The organism is Bacteroidota bacterium (genome assembly GCA_016715425.1).
Classification (GTDB): Bacteria; Bacteroidota; Bacteroidia; order Chitinophagales; family BACL12; genus JADKAC01.
This window is the reverse complement of the sequence record JADKAC010000007.1, coordinates 400,651-424,155: the sequence shown is the minus strand read 5'-3', so window position 1 is coordinate 424,155 and position 23,505 is coordinate 400,651. Positions and strand designations below refer to the sequence as shown.

The 23,505-nt window shown below is 33.2% G+C and carries 19 protein-coding genes and 1 pseudogene; 7 read left to right on the top strand and 13 right to left on the bottom strand.

The features are described 5' to 3' along the window. Positions 1-22 precede the first annotated feature (22 nt). The 4 genes from IPN31_14135 to IPN31_14120 form a co-directional block, all read right to left on the bottom strand. Positions 23-622 carry a hypothetical protein gene (locus IPN31_14135; GenBank protein ID MBK8683014.1) on the bottom strand — a complete coding sequence of 200 codons (600 nt, stop codon included), beginning with the start codon at positions 620-622 and terminating at the stop codon, positions 23-25. A gap of 485 nt (positions 623-1,107) precedes the next feature. Then, positions 1,108-2,346 (bottom strand): T9SS type A sorting domain-containing protein, encoded by a 1,239-nt coding sequence (locus tag IPN31_14130; protein ID MBK8683013.1) that lies wholly within the window; start codon positions 2,344-2,346, stop codon positions 1,108-1,110. A gap of 117 nt (positions 2,347-2,463) precedes the next feature. Beyond that, a complete protein-coding gene (locus IPN31_14125; protein MBK8683012.1) occupies positions 2,464-3,405 on the bottom strand; it encodes an alpha/beta hydrolase in 942 nt (313 codons plus the stop codon). Beyond that, positions 3,386-3,580 carry a hypothetical protein gene (locus IPN31_14120; protein ID MBK8683011.1) on the bottom strand — a complete coding sequence of 65 codons (195 nt, stop codon included), beginning with the start codon at positions 3,578-3,580 and terminating at the stop codon, positions 3,386-3,388. Before IPN31_14120 ends, IPN31_14125 begins: the two co-directional genes overlap by 20 nt. 101 nt (positions 3,581-3,681) lie before the next feature. Between IPN31_14120 and IPN31_14115 the strand changes: the two are divergent. After that, a pseudogene (locus IPN31_14115) lies at positions 3,682-4,648 on the top strand (deoxyhypusine synthase family protein). Between the two features lie 11 nt (positions 4,649-4,659). On the opposite strand, the gene IPN31_14110 reads toward IPN31_14115, so the two are convergent. The 4 genes from IPN31_14110 to IPN31_14095 all read right to left on the bottom strand — a co-directional run bounded on the left by IPN31_14110 (position 4,660) and on the right by IPN31_14095 (position 7,561). Continuing rightward, positions 4,660-5,613, bottom strand: coding sequence for a DUF3078 domain-containing protein (locus IPN31_14110; protein ID MBK8683010.1), 954 nt, complete (start codon positions 5,611-5,613; stop codon positions 4,660-4,662). 76 nt (positions 5,614-5,689) lie between these two features. After that, entirely contained in the window at positions 5,690-6,103 is a 414-nt protein-coding gene (gene mscL / locus IPN31_14105; GenBank protein ID MBK8683009.1) for a large-conductance mechanosensitive channel protein MscL, read from the bottom strand. A gap of 97 nt (positions 6,104-6,200) precedes the next feature. Continuing rightward, entirely contained in the window at positions 6,201-6,677 is a 477-nt protein-coding gene (locus tag IPN31_14100; protein MBK8683008.1) for a GNAT family N-acetyltransferase, read from the bottom strand. A gap of 269 nt (positions 6,678-6,946) precedes the next feature. Next, a complete protein-coding gene (locus tag IPN31_14095; GenBank protein MBK8683007.1) occupies positions 6,947-7,561 on the bottom strand; it encodes a YigZ family protein in 615 nt (204 codons plus the stop codon). A gap of 178 nt (positions 7,562-7,739) precedes the next feature. Between IPN31_14095 and IPN31_14090 the strand changes: the two genes are divergently transcribed. From IPN31_14090 to IPN31_14065, 6 genes are all read left to right on the top strand, one after another. Further along, complete coding sequence (locus IPN31_14090; GenBank protein MBK8683006.1) at positions 7,740-8,402, top strand: nitroreductase family protein; 663 nt, start codon at positions 7,740-7,742, stop codon at positions 8,400-8,402. 104 nt (positions 8,403-8,506) lie between these two features. After that, complete coding sequence (locus tag IPN31_14085; protein ID MBK8683005.1) at positions 8,507-9,763, top strand: hypothetical protein; 1,257 nt, start codon at positions 8,507-8,509, stop codon at positions 9,761-9,763. A gap of 32 nt (positions 9,764-9,795) precedes the next feature. Next, positions 9,796-10,188: a hypothetical protein gene (locus IPN31_14080; protein ID MBK8683004.1), complete on the top strand. Its 393-nt coding sequence runs from the start codon at positions 9,796-9,798 to the stop codon at positions 10,186-10,188. 116 nt (positions 10,189-10,304) lie between these two features. Further along, positions 10,305-12,701, top strand: coding sequence for a T9SS type A sorting domain-containing protein (locus tag IPN31_14075; protein MBK8683003.1), 2,397 nt, complete (start codon positions 10,305-10,307; stop codon positions 12,699-12,701). A gap of 63 nt (positions 12,702-12,764) precedes the next feature. After that, positions 12,765-13,895: a glycosyltransferase family 4 protein gene (locus IPN31_14070; protein ID MBK8683002.1), complete on the top strand. Its 1,131-nt coding sequence runs from the start codon at positions 12,765-12,767 to the stop codon at positions 13,893-13,895. A 21-nt stretch (positions 13,896-13,916) separates the two neighbouring features. Further along, on the top strand, positions 13,917-14,444 hold the full coding sequence (locus IPN31_14065; protein ID MBK8683001.1) for a hypothetical protein: 528 nt from the start codon (positions 13,917-13,919) through the stop codon (positions 14,442-14,444). A gap of 16 nt (positions 14,445-14,460) precedes the next feature. On the opposite strand, the gene IPN31_14060 is transcribed toward IPN31_14065, so the two are convergent. From IPN31_14060 to IPN31_14040, 5 genes are all read right to left on the bottom strand, one after another. Continuing rightward, positions 14,461-15,501 carry a response regulator gene (locus tag IPN31_14060; GenBank protein ID MBK8683000.1) on the bottom strand — a complete coding sequence of 347 codons (1,041 nt, stop codon included), beginning with the start codon at positions 15,499-15,501 and terminating at the stop codon, positions 14,461-14,463. Next, a complete protein-coding gene (locus IPN31_14055; GenBank protein MBK8682999.1) occupies positions 15,498-15,875 on the bottom strand; it encodes a response regulator in 378 nt (125 codons plus the stop codon). The genes IPN31_14060 and IPN31_14055 overlap by 4 nt, the downstream gene beginning before the upstream one ends. A gap of 9 nt (positions 15,876-15,884) precedes the next feature. Then, on the bottom strand, positions 15,885-17,966 hold the full coding sequence (locus IPN31_14050; GenBank protein ID MBK8682998.1) for a hypothetical protein: 2,082 nt from the start codon (positions 17,964-17,966) through the stop codon (positions 15,885-15,887). Positions 17,967-17,975: 9 nt separating this feature from the next. Beyond that, positions 17,976-19,205, bottom strand: a complete 1,230-nt coding sequence (locus IPN31_14045; GenBank protein ID MBK8682997.1) for a GHKL domain-containing protein — start codon at positions 19,203-19,205, stop codon at positions 17,976-17,978. An 851-nt stretch (positions 19,206-20,056) separates the two neighbouring features. Continuing rightward, positions 20,057-23,500, bottom strand: coding sequence for a GAF domain-containing protein (locus tag IPN31_14040; protein ID MBK8682996.1), 3,444 nt, complete (start codon positions 23,498-23,500; stop codon positions 20,057-20,059). Between the last annotated feature and the right edge of the window lie 5 nt (positions 23,501-23,505).

Here is a 23,505-nt window from a genome sequence, read left to right as displayed (position 1 = left end):
TAGAATTGGGTTCAATTAAAAGTTAGTAAAGTAATTCGTAATAAGTTGTGTCAAATGCAGGGCAAAAAATAGTATCTGTATTTACCGCAACACCATTTAATCCCCAGTAAATTACAATATTAGTATTTCCATTAATTTGAAAGGTCATTAGAGAATCTATTTCATTCCCATAAAAATGAGCAGTAAATGGACCATTAATTCCTAATTGATCCCAAGGTTCTGAAGGTAAAATATTTTGAACATGCAATTTTATATATCCTTCAGGACTTAATAGCACATCTTTAATTTCACCATATTGTATAAAGGTAAGTCCAGTGCTTTCTATATAATGTTCCTTATTTGCTAGCAGGGCATAACCATATCCAATTATTTTTTCGAATTCAAACTCAAAATTTCCATACACATCAGTTACTAAGGAATCCTTATAATAATATCCAGCACCTGGGGAGTCACCGCTTTCTAATAAATAAATTGTGGCATTTGGAATACATTCGCCTGTTGTTTTATCTCTCACAATCCCGCTTACTCCGGTATAAGGTTCAGGTGTATAATTCAAATCACAAGCAGCTAAAATGAAAACTATGCTGCAAATAAATAAAAATATAGAGTATTTAAATTGCATGCATCTTTTTTTGGATTATCTAAGTTAATGCAGGAAAAATAAAAAAGCGAATTTATTTTAAGGTAAAGAAAAGAGTGAATAGGTTTTATTTTAATATTTGCGATTATAATGTGTGATTTAATAAAAAGAAAAATAAAATTTTATTAAGGATAGTCAGGTTCTCAAAGGCTAACGCACAAGGCTATGTTTTGAGGAATCTGCTGGCACGTTGGGGGGGAACATGGCGGGAAGGAAAAAGAGCGAATGAAGTTTATTCTCCACGGTTGTCGGCCAATCCGATTTATTAATTAAAAATTCTAATCGCTATTTTTTACTACTGGATTTAATAATTAACCCAGCATTTAAATTTTCAAAAGTTAATCTGTTACATACCTATTTAATCCGGAAGATCTTTTATGGATTAGACGCAAACCATGGAGAATAAAAATTTAATTACTCTTCGGTAAATCCGTGTAAGGAAAATGTTGTACTTGTATTTAAACTATTTATTTTCCGCAAAATAATTTTCCGGATATAAAATTTGTAGGTGATTGCATTGTGATTGTGTAAATACCTGTCGGAATATTTATATCAATTAATTCATCCTTTTGAGTAATTGTTTTTGTAAATACTTTCTTACCGGCAATATCATAAATTGAAAGATTTGTATCTCTAAATAAGTCGTAAGAATGCACATGAAGTTGAGCATCGGCATAATAAATATTTGCTGACGATTGAAGTGATTGTATAGAAACAGGTAAATTCAATTCAACACCATTTGAAACATCTGAAACACTCATAGGGTAAGTTGCAAAATGGTTATAACTTAACACACCTGCATAATAAATAACTCCGGGAACAATATCAAATCCAAAAATGTCTTTTACATCTTCAGTAAAATTTGCAGTTATATTTTCACCGGTAGGCAAAATAGAAGTAAATCTATCCTCTGGTAAAGCCAAAGCAAATTCTGTTGTAAAATATGCACTTTCGTTTGTTGGAGAAATAAAAACATGATAAGCATCAATGGCAGATTCTTCTTCTGCTTTTGTAAAATTCACTTGTAAATCAGTTACATTTAAGTTGTCCGAAATATCTGAAAGTAAAACATCCGAAACTTTACCGGTAGCCTCAGCAATTGTTCCAGTAGTTCTGCCCGCAATTATAGGTACATCAGGTAATGATTCATAAGCATAATCGTGAATTGTTATTTCATAAAATTCATTCATACTCATGCGTATCCAGCCGTAATGATATTCACTATCAATTTTAAATTTGATGGCGCAAAATTTTTCAGATTTATTTACCCATGATCCCAGCATCTGACCACTACCATAACAAGGGTAATCATCTTGTGAAACTGATGCAAATATTATTTCTTCATTTGCAAACTGCATATCTGCGCTTATGGTATCTTCTGCATTGAGTACAGGTGCTACTTTCTGCACATTTAAATATGAAGAACATTCTCGAAATGAACTGTCCAAAATATATCCTGCCGCATTGCTTCCCAAAGGTTGAATAGCAGCGAAATACTCATATCCTGCATAGGCAGTAAAACCCCAACTATACACTTGAAAATGGAAATCGTTGGTTCCATCGCCATTTATATCCATATCAAAACCATCATCATAATATGGCAATAGCATTTCATCCGGATCTATATCTGTGTAAATGATTTGTGCATCAGATTTCTGAGCAATTAATAAAAAAGATACACTTAATGCAGAATAACCAATCAGCATTGTATTGAGGTTTGTTATTTTCTTTTCATAATAATGCTTTATCAAATGTAAATATAATCTCAGATTATTTGTAAACCTATCATCACTTTAATTGACTGATATATTATGACTAATTGTTTACGTTATCTCCAACTCTGCTTTAGAATTATTGTAGGTTAATCCTGCAAATGCATTTAAATCATTCACCATCGCAAATTGTTTTATACTGCTTGGAATTTGTGAATTACTTGTAATAAAATACCGATGATCATCTCCTTTTTCTTTTAATTTAAGATCATGTAAATTATTTGCATTCACCGGAATAATAATTCCAACTTTCATTTTTTTCTTGCGCAATCCTGTTGTACCTAATCGGTCTTTCATTGCAAATAAAAATCGTGAAAGTGAAAGTGCGGAATCATCCATTCTATAAAACACAAATACTTTTTCTGCAATTCTATCTACGTTTTCCAAAATGCATTCCGGTTCAAATACGTCATTATCTAAATCGGGCGCCATCATAAATGCTTGTTGAAATTTCGGGAGCTTTGCTTTTTTATATCGTGTTATCTTTTTTACAAAATATCCGAACACCTGATTACCCATTGACTGTGTCATGATGCTGAAATTTTTTTGATACACATTTTTATAAAAATCCGCATCCTCTTTTTTTACATATTGCTCACCAAAACGCCAAAGCTTTTCATAAAAGTTTGAGAGAATATTTCCACATGCTTTTGTTCTTTCCAATGTTTGATTCCAATTTACCATTCCGATTTTTTCGGGTAATATCTTTCCGGTTTGGCTTGGCCAATTATACATGATAATGCGTTTAAAAGGACTGTTAGGATCAGTTATATATTTCTCATGCATTTGTTTTAAAAAATCAATTGCCTTGGCTTGAGATACCCAAAATCCGAAGAGAAAAATTAAAGTTTGATTTTGTGTTGTATTTCCCGATTCATATTCTGTTTTAATATCCTGATATAATTCAGCAAAAAAACGTTGTGATCCTTTTAATTTTTCAATAGAACCTAAGCGGGAATATTGCACTTGCGTTTTATTTTTTAGAAATTTCATATTCATTTTTTAATTCAGGAATTATTTCAACAGAATTGTCGGCACAATTAAAAAATGCAAATCTTGTATTATACACTTCCTGAGTATCCCAATCATCTAAGAATACTTCTTTTTCAAATTGCCATGCATAATTGCGATTGCTAAAAATGTAATGGCGAGTCGTAGTTGATTTCATATTGTTGGATTTACAACATCTAATCTACACATAAAATAGAATAATTGGATTCAGTATCTATAAAATAATCATTTACTTTGTGGGCATAACAAAGAAAAATTATGGGACCTATATCACAATTCATGCAACATCATTATCGTCATTTCAATTCAGCCGCTTTAATGGATGCAGCTAAAGGATATGAAACACATTTGAATGAAGGTGGGAAGATGATGATTACACTTGCCGGTGCAATGAGTACTGCTGAACTTGGAATTTCACTGGCAGAAATTATTCGTCAGGGGAAAGTAGATATTATATCATGTACAGGTGCAAATCTTGAAGAAGATATTATGAATCTTGTGGCGCATACGCATTACAAACGTGTACCGCATTGGCGTGATTTAACACCGCAAGATGAATGGGCTTTATTGGAAAAAGGATTGAATAGAGTAACGGATACTTGCATTCCTGAAGAAGAAGCATTTAGAAAAATTCAAAAACATATTCAAAAAATATGGACAGATGCACAAGCAGCAGGTGAGAGATATTTTCCTCATGAATATATGTATAAATTATTGTTGAGTGGTGTGATGGAAAATGATTATGAAATTGATAAAAAAAATAGTTGGATGCTTGCAGCAGCAGAAAAATATTCCGATCATAGTTCCAGGCTGGGAAGATAGTACGATGGGAAATATTTTTGCTTCTTATTGTATCAAAGGTGAATTGAATCCTTCCACTATGAAATCAGGAATTGAATACATGATGTTTTTAACCGAATGGTATAGAAATAATTCAGCAGGCAAAGGAGTTGGATTTTTCCAGATTGGTGGTGGTATTGCCGGTGATTTTCCTATTTGCGTAGTGCCGATGATGTATCAGGATTTGGAATGGCATGATGTACCGTTCTGGAGTTATTTCTGTCAGATTAGTGATTCAACTACATCCTACGGTTCTTATTCAGGAGCAGTACCCAATGAAAAAATAACCTGGGGGAAATTAGATATCAATACACCGAAATTTATAATTGAAAGTGATGCCACCATTGTAGCACCACTTATTTTTGCTTGGTTATTAGGTTGGTAAAAAAATATTGATTATTCTAATTTATCACCAATAGTATAGCTTAATCCAATACCGAATATTTCTTTGAATTGTGTTCTGGGTCCTTCATCAATTTGAACATTAGCGTCATTATAAATTGGAATAATTATATCATGATCATAAATTACTTCTAGGTATAAAGAGAGGGTAAATAATTTTCCAAGGGCATAGGAAAATGTATTATAAAAATTCACATCAATATTTCCTCGATTTTCTTTAATAGGATCAGTAAAATTATTGAACAAAGTAAGTTTACCAGTGGTATTGAATTTTGGTGCAAGATCAACACTAAGGGTAGCAATTAACGAAGCACCAAATTCACTGCGAAAGCTATCACCATCTGTTACAATATTTCCCAAAGAATCAATTACACCTGGAGTATTTCCGTAAGTACCCAATGCAGCGATATAGGGATCCATAACAAATGTAAATTTTCCGGTTGCAGGCGAGAGATAAAGTGAAAAATATTCGGTGGGTTTATAATCTAAACCAGCCGATAATGTGAGATATCCCAGGCCAAAAAAGTCTGAAATTGGAGTGGTTGCTTCTGGATCCACAATGTAATCATATCCCGGTCTGAATTGCGAAAGAAAGTTTACCAAACCTGCATAATAAAATTTACCAAACGCATATCTGCCATATTTGGAGTTAAGTTCCATACGGTCATTATTTTTTCTGATATCCTGATTATCATTTGCAGTAACCACACCGTAATTCAGCATGATCATATTATCCCACGATGATTTTTCGAAATTATAATTCGCATATAAATTAATAAATGCATTTCCGGAAAATGAATTTTCACCACCAGATGCCCAGTTGGTTAAACTGTTTTGATTAAAGGTTAAAGTAGATAATCCGCCAACTGTCCAGATAGTATCTATTTGTGAAAATGTATTTGCAATAGAAAATGAAAATACAGCGAGAATAAAAATTATTTTTTTCATAGTTTGTTTTTTGAATTAAAAAAAAATTCCATAAATCGTAATTCATGGAATTAATTGTAAATAATATAAAAGCAGTTTATTTTTTTAGTAAATCTCTGATTTCCATAAGTAACACTTCAGATGAAGTTGGCGCTGGTGGTGCAGCAGGTACGGCTTCTTCTTTTTTCTTCATTGAATTAATTCCTTTGATAACCATGAACATTACAAAGGCAATAATTATAAATTCAATGGCTGTTGAAATAAATGTTCCGTATTGAATAGCAACTTCTGCATTTGCTACTTTTCCTTCCGCATCCATTGTGGCATCTTTAATTACATATTTCCAATCTGACATATCTTTGCCTTGAATCATTCCGATTGGAGGCATTACGATACCATTAATAAATGTAGTGGTAACTTTTGCAAAAGCGGCGCCCATTACAAAGCCCACAGCAATATCTACAAGGTTGCCTTTCATGGCAAACTCCTTAAATTCTTTCAACATTCCCATAAAATTTCAGTTTTAGTTTAAATTAATTTGATTCAGGATAAATATTCTTTATAAACTTTCAAGAAGAAGGAAACACATCAAGCGTCAATTTGTTTATTTAAAAATTGATCATAACCTTTTCAACGTTGCGCAACATTTCTACATGTTCAATTCCATCCAAAAGATAAGTATCGCTATTCACAACAAAGCCATAATTTTCATAAAACTTTAACAGGTATTGTTGGGCTTCTAAACGGATTGAAACTTTTCCGTAACGGTCGTCAATAAACGCCATTGCTTTTTCCATCAATATTTTTCCCAATCCTGTTCCACGCACGTCTGTATGTGTTGCAATTCTGCCGATGGAAACATCGGGGACTGTAACACTTGGTTGCACAATGCGACAATAAGCAAGCACTCTTCCATCATCATCTACACCAAAAATATGTTCGCTAAACTGATCCTTTCCATCCGCATCCAAATAAGCACAATTCTGCTCTACCACAAACACTTCCTGTCGTAAACGGAAGATTGCATTCAGTTCAAATACATTCATTTGATGAAAACTCCGGATCTTCCACAATAAATTTTTCATAAGTTTTTTTGTAATTACAATTCAATTTTATCAAACACATTTTTCTTTTTCTAGGTTTGTTGATAATTTGATATTAACTGTGAATAAAACGAGGGTATTGTATAGCGAATCTGGACTTAATCTAAATTGACAGTTAACATTGACTATTGACATAGACCATTGACAAAATACTCATCACCTATCACTCATTATTGATTACTCATTAATTTTTTTTCATTTACCATTTACCCTTTACAATTGCTAATTGTTAATTGCCTATTGTTTATTGCTTATTCACCCTTCACCATAGTCAATTCTGCCTGCCAAAATTTTTCAATTAAAGTTTCCAAATTTTCTTTTTGTTCTGCCTTAATTCGAATATTGAAATTACATTGAGTACCATATTCTATTTCAAAAACAGATGCACCCATTTGGTTGAGTGCATGAATGAGATTATTAAAATATTGCTCTTCAACAGAAACGGAATAGTGATGAAAAATATCTTTAATAATTACTGTATTATTTTCAATTGCATTTTCGGCTGCTGTTTTATATGCACGAATAAGTCCGGGGATACCTAATTTTTTTCCACCATAATAACGTACAACACAAATCGCAATATTGGTGAGTTGATGACTGCGCAATACATTAAGAACAGGTAAGCCAGACGAACCTGCAGGCTCACCATCATCGCTGCTTTTTTCTATTTCATTATTTATACCCAAGCGATAAGCAAACACAATATGCACTGCTTTATGATGTAATTTTTTTAATTGAGTTCTATAAGTATTAATATCACTTTCAGAATTAATGGGATAAGCAAATGCAAGAAACTTACTAGACAATTCTGAATAACTTCCTTCTGAATTAGTATTGATGGTTCTATATTGATTGGATAATTGCATTTCACCAAAACTAATTCTTTGCCTATAGACTATTGACAATGACTATTTACCATTGACTATTGACAAAAAACTAACTATTAATTTCATTACCGATTTATTTTTTCACTCACTACTCACCATTAACTATTAACTACTCGTTCCGAACAAGTAATTTCACTAATAGAAAACAAATCAAGCAATGAAGAAATATCCATTTATCTCCTATCATCATGCAACATACTCCAATAAAGAAATGGAGGAGAGAAGCAAAACTTTTTATGCATTTATGCAGAAGAGAAGATCGGTGAGAATGTTTAGCAGCGACCCCATTCCTGATGAAGTAATTAATAATATTATTATGACAGCATCCACTGCTCCATCAGGTGCAAATAAACAACCCTGGACTTATTGTATCGTTACGAATCAAGAATTAAAACATGCAATTCGAATGGCTGCCGAGAAAGAAGAAAAAGAAAGTTATGATAGGCGCATGCCTGCCGATTGGTTAGAGGATCTTGCTCCATTAGGTACGGATTGGCATAAAGAATTTTTGGAAATTGCGCCTGTATTAATCGTGGTTTTTAAACGTAATTATGAAATAGTGGATGGACGTAAAAAGAATAATTATTATGTAAGCGAATCTGTGGGACTCTCCTGCGGAATGTTGTTGGCGGCAATTCATAATGCGGGATTAATTGCACTTACACATACACCAAGTCCGATGAATTTTCTGAAAGAATTATTGAAGCGACCTGAAAATGAAAGTCCATATTTATTAATACCTGTTGGTAAACCACATCCTGAAACTACAGTGCCTGATATTCAAAGAAAAAAAATGGAAAGTGTGATGATAACGTATTAAAAATGTTGTCACAGAGTGGAGAAGAAAGTAAGAATAAAAATTTGAATCATGCAGTCTTTTACTTGCGCACTTCATCATAGTTTCTAAATTCGCTTCTCGTAACAATGACCTCTTTAGGAATAAACATCAACTGGGAATCTGTAGGGCTGTTTGCACGCAACATTTCTAATACTACCACCTTTGACGAAACCTGTCAGGTTATTGGCAATTTTATAATTGACAGTATAGGCTTGGAATATTGCATGGTATTTTCTCAGGAACAAAAGGACGGAGTATATATTCGCCGGTCACTAATAACCCGTTCAAAATATTCAAATGGTATTATAGATTTTCCGGTATATCTGAAATCAACCGATGCTTTTGAGCGTATAAAAAAAGATGTTTGCAAAATCATCAGACATGATAGATCAGGATTCTTTGAATCAGAACCAATGACTTCCGGTTCCTATTTAGTGATTCCTGCCGGGGCAGATGAATTTCCGTATGCATGTATAATTGCGGGTGATAGTGGCAATATTGAAATTGCCAGTGGAGATAAAGAATTGGTTCGGGCAATATGCAGTATAGCGGCTGGTGCGCTGGCAAAATTTCAAGTTGTAAATAATGCGATAGCAAAGGATAATAGTTATCAAGATTTAAATATTGATCAATCACGCCAATTAAAAAATATCAATGATAAACTGATTCGTTCCAATGATGAATTGAAACAATTTGCATATTCTGCTTCACATGATTTACAGGAACCATTGCGCACCATTTCTAATTATATTGGATTGTTTTTCAGGCGATATGGATCTATCATTGATAATGAAGGAAAAGAATATCTGGAGTATGCAAAGGATGGAGCAGAACGCATGCATAACATGATAAAAGATTTGCTTGCTTATTCACGATTAGATTATATTGAAGAACCGATGAGTGAGTTTAATGGTGAAATAATGCTGGAAGAAGTGATGCGGAATATCAAAGTGAGTATAGAGGAAAATGATGCCATTGTTTTCTATAATGATTTGCCCGGTGATATGAAAGGATATCAAAAAGAAATTGTAAGATTATTTCAAAACCTGATTGAAAATGCTGTAAAATTTAAGGGTGGTGCCGCACCTATGATTTTTATAGAAGTAAAAGATTTAAAAAATAAATGGGAATTTGGTGTCACCGATAATGGAATTGGAATAGATAAATCTTTTCACGATAAAATTTTCCAATTCTTCTCACGCTTACATTCGTCAGCCGAATATAAAGGGTCAGGATTGGGCCTATCCATCTGCAAAAAAATTGTTGAGAAACATAGTGGTGAAATCGATGTTGTTTCATTTCCACAAGAGGGAAGTACCTTCCGTTTTACTTTAGCCAAATAATAATTTTAAATTTTGGTGTTTATTTTTACTGAATGGCTGTAATCAATTCCTTCGAATTTTATTATTTATCTACATGTGATACGTGTCGCAGAATTATGAAGGAATTGGAAATTGCAAAATATCCATTTCGATTTCAGGATATTAAAACTGAAAAAATTACACCAGCACAAATTGATTTTTTAGCAAATAGGGCAGGAGGTTATGCACCTTTGTTCAGCCTAGTTGCAAGAAAGTATACAGAATTGAATCTTAAAAATCAACAACTTTCTGAAATGGATTACCGGAATTATATTCTTGAAGATTACACATTTTTAAAACGACCTGTAGTTGTAATTGGTGAAAATATATTTATTGGAAATGCAGCCAATAATATTGAGAATGTAAGAAAACAGTTGAGCAAAATAAAAAATGAATTTTCTAAATAATGAAAAGCAACTGCTTTTAGTAATCAGATTTTATTGTCAATCTATTCTCCTTTTTAACAATAATATTTTCAATTGAAATAAAATATTGAATAACTTCAAACTTCAAACTTGTAACAATGAAAACTTCTACTCCTCTTTTACATCTCTCACTGATTACGCTGTTATGTTTAAATATAAATAATGTGCATGCTATTTCCTGCGATGCTGGTGAAGTAGGTGTTGTTATTTTAATTGATCCGGATTCTTGGCCTGCAGAAACATCCTGGGCTATTACGGATGCCGATGGAGTTATTATAGCAGAGGGCGATGCTGAAAGTGATAGCTTATGTGTTGCAGAAGGCACGTGTTATACATTTCATTTGTACGATAGTTATGGTGATGGAATTTATACACCACATGGAGTTGAATTATTTTATGATGGTGCACTACTCGCAACATTTACCGGCGACTTTGATTATTCTACTTCAATAGATATGGGCTGTCCTCCGGGCACTTCTTGTAGCTCTGCATTTGATGTTACAACAGGAACATATACCGCATCTGCTCCGAATACATGGTATAAATTTATACCTGAAGAATTTGGGACTTATCAAATAACTACTTGCGATTTAGAAAATACTTGCAATACACAAATTTGGGTGTATGATCATTGTGCAGGATTAATACCTTCTGAGTTTGCAGAAGGAACTACTTATTACAATGATGATTGGTGTGATGAACAATCTTTTATCAGTGGAATATTTGAAACGGAAAAAGAATATTATATCCGTATCGGTGATATAGAAACTTCTTGTGAGGGTTCCGAAATTAATTGGCAGATAACTTATATAGGTCCACCTTCTGGTTGTACAGATCCTTATGCATGTAATTATTCTCCACTTGCAGTTATTGATGATGGCTCTTGTATTTATCCCGGCGATCCGGATTGTCCGCTTGGTCCTGACTTAACTCTTGACTCAACATATTTTGATGGATTACCATACTTCAGTTCAGATTTTAGCATTGAATCGTATAATGCAGATTGGGATGATTGTGCTTTTGAAGAGGCTTGTGTTACAGGTGTAGGTACTCGTTATGTTTTAAAATTTGGTGTGAAGATCGATAATATAGGAGATGTGGATTATCATCTTGGTTCACCGGGTGATGGCGCTCCGGGATTTATTTATAGTCCGTGTCATGGTCATTGGCATTATGCTGATTATGGTGAATATATTTTGTATGATGAGTTTGGAAATGAAATTCCTTCAGGACATAAAAATGGGTATGCAGTTATGGATGTCGGTTGTTTTGATGGTACTCCAAAATATGGTGGAGGCAATATGGGAATCTCCGCCGGATGTTATGATATTTATGGTCGAGGTACCAGTTGTCAATGGGTCGATTTAACTGATATTCCTGATGGTAATTATACATTGGTTGCAAGAGTTAACTGGCTGAATAATCCGGATGCAGATGGCAATACAGAAATAAATCTCTCTAATAATTGGACTAGCGTATGTATCAATCTTGAAAGAGATGCGCCGGGTGATATGCCAACAGTTACAAGGGTGGATAGCTGTGCACCCTATTATGATTGTTATGGTGAAATTTTTGGTTCGGCAAAATATGATTGTAATGGCGAATGTAATGGCTTTGCACGAGTTGGTGATTTAAATGCAGATACTGCCAGAACTGCTGTGGATGTGGATGAATATATAGAAAGAATTTTATCAAATACGATTATTGCAGCTTCTTGTAATGATGCAAATGGTGATGGTGATATAGATGTTTATGATGCGGCAATTGTTGATGGTTGTGCTTGGCAGGAAGCTGGTGTTACGCATATTATTAATTTATGCAATATGCCTTACGGATTTTTAAATACTAGTGATACAGTAACTTTCAATATTGGAGAAATAAATACAGCAGAAGAATATATTGATATCTATGCAAAAAATATGACTGCGGATATTTTAGGATTTCAATTATCCTTAGATGGACTTATAATTGATTCAATAGAAAAGCTTGCACCATCTATTGAAACAAGTGATTTTCAAATTCAACACAGTGATAAAGAAATTATCGGATTGGGTTATAATGAGCAAGGCTTTATCAAAAATATTACACCACTGCCCTTATTCAGAATATATTTCACTACAATCTATCCTACTACTATTTGCATTGATTATGTAACTACAGCAATTAATGAAGACTATCATGAAGTAGTAGCATTAAAAAATGATGCATGTTATACACTCACCAGCATTAACGATTTAGTATATAGTACTGACTTATTAAATATCAATATATATCCGCATCCGATAACCGAACAATCTGTGTTTAGTTTTAATAATTATCTGCATACAGATTTTTCATTATACCTGTATGATTTTACCGGAAGATTATTGCGGGAATATCCTACCACTTCCGATGATGAATTTATAATTAATAAAGAGGAGCTTCCTTCCGGTATGTATATTTATAAATTAAAAAGCGAACAAATTTCCAGTCAAGGGAAATTTATAATTCAATAGATTTTAATGCAATTTTAAGAACATTGTTATAAAATTGCCTTCTCATTAAATTTAAATTGTTGCATGCGTATAGGGATAGATGCAAAACGTATTTTTCATAATGCCACAGGTTTAGGCAACGGTAATCGCACATTAATTCAGATGTTGATAGACCATCATCCGGAACATGATTATGTGTTATTTACTAATGGCATTAAAATAAATCCGCATATACGAGGTAATTCCGAAGTGTTTAAATATACAGGCGCATTCAAAGGCTTGTGGCGCAGCAGAGGAATTGCAAAGGATTTAATAAAAAAACAAATTGATCTTTTTGTGGGACCCTCCAATGAAATTCCATTTACTTTAAAAAATATTGACATGCCATCTATAGTGTTGATGCATGATATTATATTTAAAAGATATCCAAATCAATACCCGTTATTTGATAGAGTAGTTTATAATTTTAAATCCAAATATGCTTGCAAAAATGCATCGCATATTGTAGCCGCAAGTGAAACAACAAAACAGGATATTATTGAATACTATAATATTTCTCCGGATAGAATTTCTGTGATCTATCAAAGTTGTGATGCTTCTTATTTTCAGAATCTAAACAGATTTCAAATACAAACAGTTAAAGACAAGTATGCTTTGCCGGAGAAATTTATTTTAAATGTGGGTTCGGTAATTGAAAGAAAAAATTTGTTGAATGTATGTAAGGCATTTTTGTTAATTCCGGAAGCAGATAGAATACCTGTTGTAGTAATTGGAAAAGGAAAAGCATATGAAAAGCAGGTAAAGGATTTTATAAGAATAAATAATCTTGAACAATGGTTTGTATTTCTTACCAATGTCCCTAATGCAGATTTACCTCCAATTTATCATCTTGCAGAATGCACTATTTATCCTTCTTATTGCGAGGGATTTGGAATACCTGTTTTGGAAAGTATGGTGTGTGGAGTGCCGGTAATCACAAGCAATATTTCATCAATGCCGGAAGTGGCGGGCGATGCTGCAGTCTATTTTGATCCTTATGACGCAAAGAGTATTGCAGATGCAATTATGCAGGTACATAGCGATCCTGATTTAAGAAATACGATGATTGAAAAAGGCAGAAGGCAAGTCAAGAAATTTACAGGAACTGATTTAGCTGATCAATGGAATACTGTATTCAGAAAAGTCAATTCAGAACAACAACGCATTTCAGCTTAACTTAGCAACAAATATTTTTGTATGGAAAATTTAGGTGTAGGTTCCCGTATTAAACACAGTAATCTTGGTGTTGGTGTAATCGTACATGTGCACAAACGCCTATATGAAATTTGTTTTTTTGATGCAGGTATGAAAAATATTCCACGTTCGGAAGAGATGGAAATTATTGAAGCTATTGCACAAGAATATTCTGAAAGTTTTAATGAAGCAGAAGATGCATTAATGAAAATTTTGCAAACATGGAGTGATGTAACTGAGGTGATTCATATTGCAGATAAATGGGAGAAAGGTAATTTGATTTTACAACCCTTTGATAAGAATCTAGCGAATAAAGAAATTCCTATAGAAACATTTTTTCATAAGATAGTAATGTTGCGTGATCGCTTGCGAGTAATGGAACAAAAAATAAATGCCCATCCCAAATTTACCGATGCAGAGAAAGTGGAAATGCAACAATACATCACCAGAATTTATGGTAGCCTTACCACATTTAATGTCTTATTCAAATTGAAAGCAGATTATTTTGAAGGAGAAAAATCTAAAGAATAATTTCTCGATAAATCAGTTAGCTGATAACGTTATAAATAGTTACTGGATTTGCTTTATGTTTTAAACTTACTTCACCCACTTTTACACAATTGAAGGATTGTTTTACTTTTTCATAAGAAGATTCACTGATGATAATATTTCCTGGTTCAGCGATTGATTGCAATCGCTGAGATGTATTCACTGAGTCGCCGATTACTGTATAATCCAAACGTTTGAGATTTGCCGAACCGATATTTCCCGAAATCATTTCTCCACTATTAATGCCAATGGACACTTGCGGTTTATAGGAATCAATTTCTGATAAAGCAGGTAATGCATTAATTTTTTCACGTACTGCAAGGCAGGCATCAATCGCACGATCTAAATGAAAATCGCCACGGAATACAGCCATAATTGCATCGCCAATAAATTTATCTATATAACCATTTTGCGCAATTATTTCTTTCACCATTACATCAAAATAATTATTCAGCAATTTCACAACTACATCCGGTTTGGCAGATTCACTAATATTGGTGAAACTGCATATATCTATAAATGCAACTGTTGCTTCTATGGTTTCATTATCTGTAAGTGAATTTTCAAACTCTTTACTTTCCATGAATGTAAGTACATTTTCATCTACATACATTTTTAGAATATTATTTTCCTTAATAGCTTGAAGCGTTTGTTGCATTTGTCGCACGTGAATAATTGTTTTCTCTATGGTGAGTGAAAGGTCTTCAAAATTTACCGGCTTGGTTACAAAATCAAAAGCACCACGATTCATGGCAGTACGAATATTCTCCATATCGCCATAAGCAGAAACCATAACTGTTTTTGCAAGTGGTCGCAATTCACTGAGTTTTGTCAATAGAGTAAGTCCATCCATTTCAGGCATATTAATATCGCTAAGTACAATATCAATATCGGGATTTTCGGACATTTTAATTAAAGCATCTTTACCGTTTAAAGCAAATACAAATTCATATTGATGATCCCGTATTTTCTGACGGAATTTTTGTTGGATTAAAACCTGAAGATCAAGTTCATCATCTGCAACTAAAATTTTTGTCATACTAATCTGGATTTAAGTTTTTCTTTTAATGCAATAAAGTCAACAGGCTTGGTTAAAAAATCATCAGCACCCAACCGTTTTGCAATATTGAAGTTTTCAGCATCACCATAAGCAGTAATCATCATCACCACCGGTGGCGGTTCGTGATATTTGGTTTTTATTTTTTCCAACAATTCCAAGCCGCTCATTCCCGGCATATTAATATCAGATAATATCAAAACGGCTTCTTGATGCAATTCTCCCAAATAGCTCAAGGCTTCTTCTCCCGAAAAAGCAAACGCAAATTCCATTTCGCCATTTTTTATTTCCTTGCGAAATCGTTGTTCAAATAGTACTTGAATATCATGCTCATCATCTACTACTAGGATTTTCATATATAAAATTTAAACCTGTAAAATAATAATAAATTTTGAACCCTCTCCTTCTTTTGTCTCCACTAACAATTCTCCGCCATGTCCTTTTGTTATAATATCATAACTCAAACTCAATCCCAATCCTGTTCCTTGTCCTGTTGGTTTGGTTGTGAAGAATGGTTGAAATATTTTATCTAATACTTTTTGAGGGATTCCATTTCCATTATCACTTACTTTTATTTCTACATTTCCGTTTATCTTTTTCGTGCTGATTGATACTGTTGGTTCGTAATCAGTAATTCCGGATTTTTTTTTTTCATCTACAACCCCGATAATTCGATCGGGACTTTCGGCTTTACTTCGTTCGCCTACAGCATAAAATGCATTGGTAAGTAAATTCAAAATTACTCTTCCGATATCCTGTGGTATCACATTTATTTTTTCCAATTTCAGATCAAAATCTGTTTTCATTGTAGCGTTAAAGTTTTTATCTTTTGCTCTCAACCCATGATAACTTAATCGTAAATATTCATCACACAATGCATTAATATCTGTAGGCTCTTTTTTGCCTGTGCTACTTCTTGAATGTTGCAACATTCCTTTCACAATTGCATCGGCTCGCTTACCATGATGATTTATTTTTTCTTCATTTGATTCGATATCATTTGCAATGATTTTTACTTCCTCATAATTACCTTTCTTAATTTCTTCTTTCATTTCAGCAATCATTTCCCTATTTACTTCTGAAAAATTATTGACGAAGTTCAACGGATTCTGAATTTCATGTGCAATGCCTGCAGTAAGTTCTCCGAGGGAAGCCATTTTTTCGGATTGGATGAGTTGAGTTTGTGTCTCTTTTAAATTCGCAAGAGTATTTCCTAAAATTTTATTTGTCTTCTGCTTTAATTTATTATTTCTATAGAGAATAAAGGCAATAATAAAAAATACAATTACAACAACAAGTAAAAGAATCACTCTATTCTTATTTTTATTTATAATTGTTTGGGTTTCCAATTCCTTCAATCTCAATTTTTCTTCACTGCCAATACTATGAAATTTGCTAAGATTATCGATGTGAATTTTGCTTAAACTATCGCTGATATTTGTTGCCAAAGCCATATACTTATAAGCGCTATCATACATGAAATTTTTGTTGTAATTCAAGGCAAGTATTTTATAAACATCCACTATCTCGGGAATAATAGTACCTGTTAAACCATAGTAAAATATTGCCTTTCTTGCATAAAAAATGGCAGAATCTGGATGGTTCGTATCATAATATATATTTGCCAAAGAAGTGTACGCTAATGCCGGACCTATTACATTTTCCTCTGTAATCATGATATTTAATCCTTGGAAAATGTATTTTTTTGCTGAATCAAGTTTGCTTTGTAATCGGAATATCTCTCCTATAGTGCTTAATGAAACGCCTTTATAAATTTCGGAAGTATCCCTTTTCTCATATTCCATTGTTTTTCTTTGATAAAGGAGTGCTGAATCGAATTTGTTTTGAGTAATATACACTTCTACTATATTGCTTGTTATTCCGGAGATAAGATACCAATCGGTAGTTTCATTTTCAATGAGTTGTTCAGCTTCTAATAGCACTTTTAATTTTTTGTCTTGGCTTCCTGTTAATCCGTACAAAATCCCTAAAGAATTTTTGATCCAGGCTTGTAATTCCTTACGATTTTTCTCTGCATCTCCCTGCAAATAGGGTTCTATAAATTCTGTTTGCAGGATGTTTTTACCAATATTTTTTTCTTCCGACAATTTCGTTGCCTCCACTAAAAATTTCAACGAATTTGAATAATCTCCAATATTTAAATACAAATATGCCAGATCACATAAAATAAATCCCTGATAGTATTTTTGATCTAATTTTTTTGCAATGTCAAGAGCTTTATACCCATAAATTAGAGCACTGTCTCTGTTCGATTCAACATTTGCGGTTAAAAACTGAGCATATTTATTCAGTAAAACTGTATCGTTTAAAATTTCGCCAGCATCTTGGTTATTCGTTTTCTCATTATTTTTTTGAGAAAAGGAAAAAACAGATAGTAAAGTAAAGAAGAAGGTAATACATAATCTTATTGAAAAAAATTGCGCCATTTTATTTTATTATTGAGTGATTGAAATTATAAAAGTTGATCCTTCACCTTCTTTGGTCTCCACTTTTAATTCCCCGCCATGTGCTTTAACAATATCATAACTTAAACTCAATCCCAAACCTGTTCCCTGCCCGGTAGGTTTTGTGGTAAAGAAGGGTTGAAAAATTTTATCTAATACTTTTTGAGGAATACCATTTCCATTATCATTTACATGTATCTCAATATGCTTATTCACTTTCCTTGTATTTATTAAAACGGTGGGTTCATATCCATCTCCTAACTGTTTTTTCTTTTCGCTTACAGCATAAAATGCATTAGTTAATACATTCAAAATAACTCTTCCAATATCTTGCGGGATTATATTTATTTTTTCAAGAGTTTGATCAAAATCCGTTTTCATTGTAGCATTAAACGTTTTATCCTTTGCTCTTAAACCATGATAACTCAATCGTAAATATTCATCACACAACGAATTAATGTCAGTAAGTTCTTTTTTTCCTGTGCTACTTCTTGAATGTTGCAACATTCCTTTTACAATAGCATCAGCTCTTTTGCCGTGATGATTTATTTTTTCTTCATTTGCTTTTATATCATCTGCTAATTCTATTGCTTGTTGCTTATTGCCAATTGCTAATTCTGTTTTTAATTCATCAATCAATTCTGAATTCACTTCACTAAAATTATTCACGAAGTTTAATGGGTTTTGAATTTCATGTGCAATGCCTGCGGTAAGTTCACCAAGGCTTGCCATTTTTTCTGACTGAATGAGTTGGGATTGGGCAGACTTTAATTCAGATAATGTTATTTCTACATTTTTTTTCTGTACTTCTATTTCTGTTTTTTGCTTTTGCAAAAGCTCGGTTGCTTTTTTTCGGTTCCTGTTATTTCTATACAATAGAAATGCTATCAACATAAAAACTCCGATACCAATTAGCAATACATAAATTCTAATAGTGTTCTCCTTTTCAATGCGTTCATTTTCCTGGTCTTTTATTTTTATCTGTTCATTAAATCCTATATTTTGGTATGCATATATTTTTTCTTTTTCTACTCTGTTTAAACTGTCATCTAAGGTTTTGGAAAGCCGCAGGTATGTAAACATACTGTCTTTATTTTCCTGTTCTTTATATAAAAGGTACAATGTGTTATATGCCTGGCTTACTCTGTCCAAACCGCCAAATCTATTATCATCTTCCAAAGCTTTTTTGGCATAATACAAAGCGCTATCTATCTGGCCCATTGATCTGTAAAGATCAGATAAAGACAAATAAGTGTTTGGTAGCTGCACAAGGCTATTTACTTCAATATTTGCAATAATTGCTGAATCAAAATATTTTTTTGCAAATTCATTTTGACCTTGTTTTAGATAAACATTCCCTATCGTATTATATACATATCCCTTATAGGTTTTATAATCTGAAATGTTCATTTGTTGTATACTTTTGCGGCCAAAAAAAAGCGAAGAATCCAGTTGATTAAGTGCGTAATAACATTGAGACAGATTTGCTGACACAAGGGCAATTACTGCACTATTAGGAATGCTTTCGCCGATTCTTAATGCATGGTATAAGGTTTCTTTTTCTTTGGTTCTGTTTCCGGTGGCCTTATACAATTGTGAAAGATCATTATTAATAAATCCAAGGCTTCTCAACCTTGCTTGTTGAGGATCTTTTTCTATTGAGAAAATGGTGAGCATCCAGATATTTTTTTCGCAATCCGGATTTTCCAAGATATTAATTCCTTCAATAAAGTATTCAAGAGATAGCGGATAATTTTTTAAATAAGAAAGTACCCAACCTGCCTGGTCCAGCGCATCTGCTTCCCATAATTTGAATTGAAGTTTTCTTGCCAATACCAACTGTTGTTGATGGAAGTACAGGCTGCTATCCCTATTTGTTTCCTGATAATGAAAACCCAGACACCTGGATAGGAACATTTTCGTGGTATCATTATCCGTAGTCTTCAACAATATGAGCATGCTGTCAGCTTGTGAATTGCTCCATGTTTCAAAATAAACATCTTGCTGTGCTGACGCAAAGGCCGGTATTAAAATGAAGAGGCTTATTTTTAAAAATAATTTCATGTATTGCGTTATGTTGTCGGTAATTGAATAGTAAATGTTGTTCCTACATTTTCTTTCGTCTCCACTTTTAATTCTCCTCCATGACCTTTAGTAATTATATCATAACTTAAACTTAATCCCAATCCGGTTCCCTGACCTGTTGGTTTTGTTGTGAAAAATGGTTGAAATATTTTATCCAAAATGGTTTGTGGAATGCCATTGCCATTATCAGTTACACTCACTATTATTTTTCCGGAAGTTTTTTTTGTGCTAACCGTAACCATTGGTTCATAGCCTTCACCATTTAATTTCTTCTTTTCGGTAACAACATAAAATGCATTGGTAATTAAATTCAGAATTACTCTACCAAAATCCTGTGGTATCACATTTATTTTTTCCAATGTCAGATCGAAATCTGTTTTCATGTTTGCATTAAATGATTTGTCTTTTGCTCTTAACCCGTGATATGCCAATCGTAAATATTCATCAGCAAGTTTATTAATATCAGTTGGCTCTTTTGTTGCGCTGCTGCTGCGACTGTGTTGCAACATACCTTTCACAATTGCATCTGCTCGCTTACCATGATGATTTATTTTTTGTTCATTTTCTTTAATGTCTTTTGCAATTGCTTTTACTTCAGATAAATTTCCTTTATCGGCTTCTTCATTTAATTCGTCAATTAACTCTGCATTTACTTCCGAGAAATTATTTACAAAGTTTAATGGGTTTTGAATTTCATGTGCAATCCCTGCTGTAAGTTCTCCGAGCGAAGCCATTTTTTCAGATTGGATAAGTTGATTTTGTGTAGCCTGCAAATCGGCAAGTGTACTATTCAATTTTTTATATGAATTTGCATTATTGATAGCAATACCAACATGGGCAGCAATTGTACTCAGCAATCGCATATCATCCATATTAAATATATTTTCCTTTTCGGTACCTTGCACACTCAATACGCCAATAATTTCTTCACCCACAAATATTGGAACACCTAAATAAGAACTGGCTTTTGTTCCAATACGCTCAACACCTAATTCTTGTGTTTTCTTTCCTACTTCATTATTCAAGAGCAATGGTTTTTTCTTTAAAAAAATCTGCGATGTGAGTCCTTCACCTAACGGTAGAGGAGGATATTCATCTCCATAACCATAAGGAAAATTAATGATGCTGTTTTCTTTATCTAAAAGAGCGAGATAGACGATATCTGCATTAAATAATGTCCGCACTTTTTCGCCAACTAAATAAATGAGTTTATCAATTTCGAGATGCCCGGCAATTGCCTGGCTAATACTATTTACCGAACCTAATTCTGCAGCTCTCTTTTTACTTTCATCAAATAATCTCGCATTTTCCAGAGCCATACTCATTGTATTTGAAACAGTAGTTAATAGGCGTACTTCTGATTCGCTGAATGCATCTTCTTGCAGATAATTCTCTACACGAATCAATCCTTTAGTTTCATTGCCAACAATAATCGGCACCATTATCAATGATTTGCTTTTATCTGTACCTGGAATGGTAATGGAACCGCTAATACCAAGTTTTGCTGCTTCCTCTTCGGTATTTTTATTAAGTATCAAAACCTTTCCTGTATCTATAACATACTTAGAATATGGAGTTGGATCACCGGAAGGAATTTCTAATCGTTCTCCATGTTCGTATTCATATGGAAAGTGTAAAGTGTTTTTTTCTTTATCATAAATTCGTATTCCGATATCTTTTAGTTTGAGTGCTTCTCTAAATTTATCACCGACCAAATTTATGATTGAATTGAAATTTAATTCTTCTACCAGACCTTCCTGAATGCCATTTAAAATTGCAAGTTCTGCATTGCGTTGTTGTGTTTCGTTTAACAGACGAGAAGTTTCTTCAAATAACCTTGCATTTTCTAATGCAACTCCCATATTTGATGCAAGTGTGAGCAGAAGTTGTCCATCCTTTTCAGAATAGAGCTTCTTTTGATCCAGGTCTTGAACTGTAATTACTCCCGTAGCAACATTATTATGAACAATAGGAACGCCCATAAATGATTGGGGCATCTCTCCATCCAATATTCCTTCTCCACTATGTGCAATAATTTCTTCACTTGTTCCAAAAATGAGTGTTATCCTTTTTTCGATAATTTCTTTTCTGTCAATATCAATCGGACTTGGCTTATCAAAATAAAATCTGTTATTTTTTTCAACTACATATCTGTGATGCACAAATTCAGAATTGGAATTGTCATAAGTGGAAATAGAAACTATTTGTGCATTAAATACTTCTCGAATTTTTTCACCAACCAAATCAACAATGCTTTGAAAATCTAATTGCTTTGCAAGTCCTTCGCCCACACTATTTATTATTCCAAGTTCAATTGCACGTTGTTTCGATTCTTCCAATAATGATTTTGCTTCAACAAATAATCGGGCATTTTGCAGAGCAATGCCCATATTCGCAGAAAGCGTAGTCAGCAATCGCACATCTGTATCGGAATAGGCATTGCGTTTATAACTCTGAATACTTACCACACCTAATATATTATTATTAAACAGGATAGGAATTCCGAGATACGTTTCAGTAATATCTGCATCGCCAATATTGGTATCTATTATAGCACCCTGTTGTTGTTGTTCTATATAATCACCTAATAATAAAGGTTTGCGTGAGTGAATAACCTTTGATGTTAATCCTGTACCTAACTCAAATGGTTCCACTGTTTCATAACCGCCATAAAAGGAGTAAGGAACACTTATCATTGATGAGCCTTCATTCAATAATAGAATTTCAGTTACTTCCGCCTTAAATATTTCTTTTACTTTATCACCAACAATTTTTGTAACAGTACTTACATCTAATTCTTTTGACATCGCTTCACCCACACTATTGATGATTGCTAATTCAGCAGAGCGTTGTTCCGTTTCAGTTAAAAGTCTGGAGGTTTCTTCAAAAAGTCGTGCATTTTGAATGGCTGTTCCCATATTGGTGGAAAGAATGGAAAGGAGTTGTACTTTATCAGTATCAAAATCATTTTGATTATAACTTTGAATACTAACAACACCCAACACATTTTCCCCAATGATAATAGGAACGCCGATATAGGTTTCTGTTTTTTCTTCTTCAGTTTGTGCAATAACGCCTAATTTTTCCTGTTCTGCGAACGAACCTAAAACAAGAGGTTTGCGTGATTTGATAATTTTAGATGTAAGACCTTCACCAATCGAAAATGATTCTGCATTTTGATAATCACGATAATAAGAATAAGGAATATGGATAGTGTTGGTTTCCTTTTCCAACAATAATATTTCTGTTACTTCCGACTTGAAAATTTCTCTTACTTTATCGCCAATAATTTTGGTAATACTTGAAATATCTAATTGTTGCGAAATCGCTTCACTTACACTGCTGATGATTGCCAACTCAGCTTCTCGCTGAGCCAGCTTATTCTTGAGTAAATCAATTTCATTGCTATTTGCTTCATTTCCAGACTGCATGTTTT

Bases quoted from the DNA above. Each gene is read 5' to 3' on its own strand.
- IPN31_14135 (MBK8683014.1), bottom strand. From the start codon at position 622: ATGCAATTTAAATACTCTATATTTTTATTTATTTGCAGCATAGTTTTC.
- IPN31_14130 (MBK8683013.1), bottom strand. From the start codon at position 2,346: ATGCTGATTGGTTATTCTGCATTAAGTGTATCTTTTTTATTAATTGCT.
- IPN31_14125 (MBK8683012.1), bottom strand. From the start codon at position 3,405: ATGAAATTTCTAAAAAATAAAACGCAAGTGCAATATTCCCGCTTAGGT.
- IPN31_14120 (MBK8683011.1), bottom strand. From the start codon at position 3,580: ATGAAATCAACTACGACTCGCCATTACATTTTTAGCAATCGCAATTAT.
- IPN31_14110 (MBK8683010.1), bottom strand. From the start codon at position 5,613: ATGAAAAAAATAATTTTTATTCTCGCTGTATTTTCATTTTCTATTGCA.
- mscL (MBK8683009.1), bottom strand. From the start codon at position 6,103: ATGGGAATGTTGAAAGAATTTAAGGAGTTTGCCATGAAAGGCAACCTT.
- IPN31_14100 (MBK8683008.1), bottom strand. From the start codon at position 6,677: ATGAAAAATTTATTGTGGAAGATCCGGAGTTTTCATCAAATGAATGTA.
- IPN31_14095 (MBK8683007.1), bottom strand. From the start codon at position 7,561: ATGCAATTATCCAATCAATATAGAACCATCAATACTAATTCAGAAGGA.
- IPN31_14090 (MBK8683006.1), top strand. From the start codon at position 7,740: ATGAAGAAATATCCATTTATCTCCTATCATCATGCAACATACTCCAAT.
- IPN31_14085 (MBK8683005.1), top strand. From the start codon at position 8,507: ATGACCTCTTTAGGAATAAACATCAACTGGGAATCTGTAGGGCTGTTT.
- IPN31_14080 (MBK8683004.1), top strand. From the start codon at position 9,796: ATGGCTGTAATCAATTCCTTCGAATTTTATTATTTATCTACATGTGAT.
- IPN31_14075 (MBK8683003.1), top strand. From the start codon at position 10,305: ATGAAAACTTCTACTCCTCTTTTACATCTCTCACTGATTACGCTGTTA.
- IPN31_14070 (MBK8683002.1), top strand. From the start codon at position 12,765: ATGCGTATAGGGATAGATGCAAAACGTATTTTTCATAATGCCACAGGT.
- IPN31_14065 (MBK8683001.1), top strand. From the start codon at position 13,917: ATGGAAAATTTAGGTGTAGGTTCCCGTATTAAACACAGTAATCTTGGT.
- IPN31_14060 (MBK8683000.1), bottom strand. From the start codon at position 15,501: ATGACAAAAATTTTAGTTGCAGATGATGAACTTGATCTTCAGGTTTTA.
- IPN31_14055 (MBK8682999.1), bottom strand. From the start codon at position 15,875: ATGAAAATCCTAGTAGTAGATGATGAGCATGATATTCAAGTACTATTT.
- IPN31_14050 (MBK8682998.1), bottom strand. From the start codon at position 17,966: ATGGCGCAATTTTTTTCAATAAGATTATGTATTACCTTCTTCTTTACT.
- IPN31_14045 (MBK8682997.1), bottom strand. From the start codon at position 19,205: ATGGGCCAGATAGATAGCGCTTTGTATTATGCCAAAAAAGCTTTGGAA.
- IPN31_14040 (MBK8682996.1), bottom strand. From the start codon at position 23,500: ATGCAGTCTGGAAATGAAGCAAATAGCAATGAAATTGATTTACTCAAG.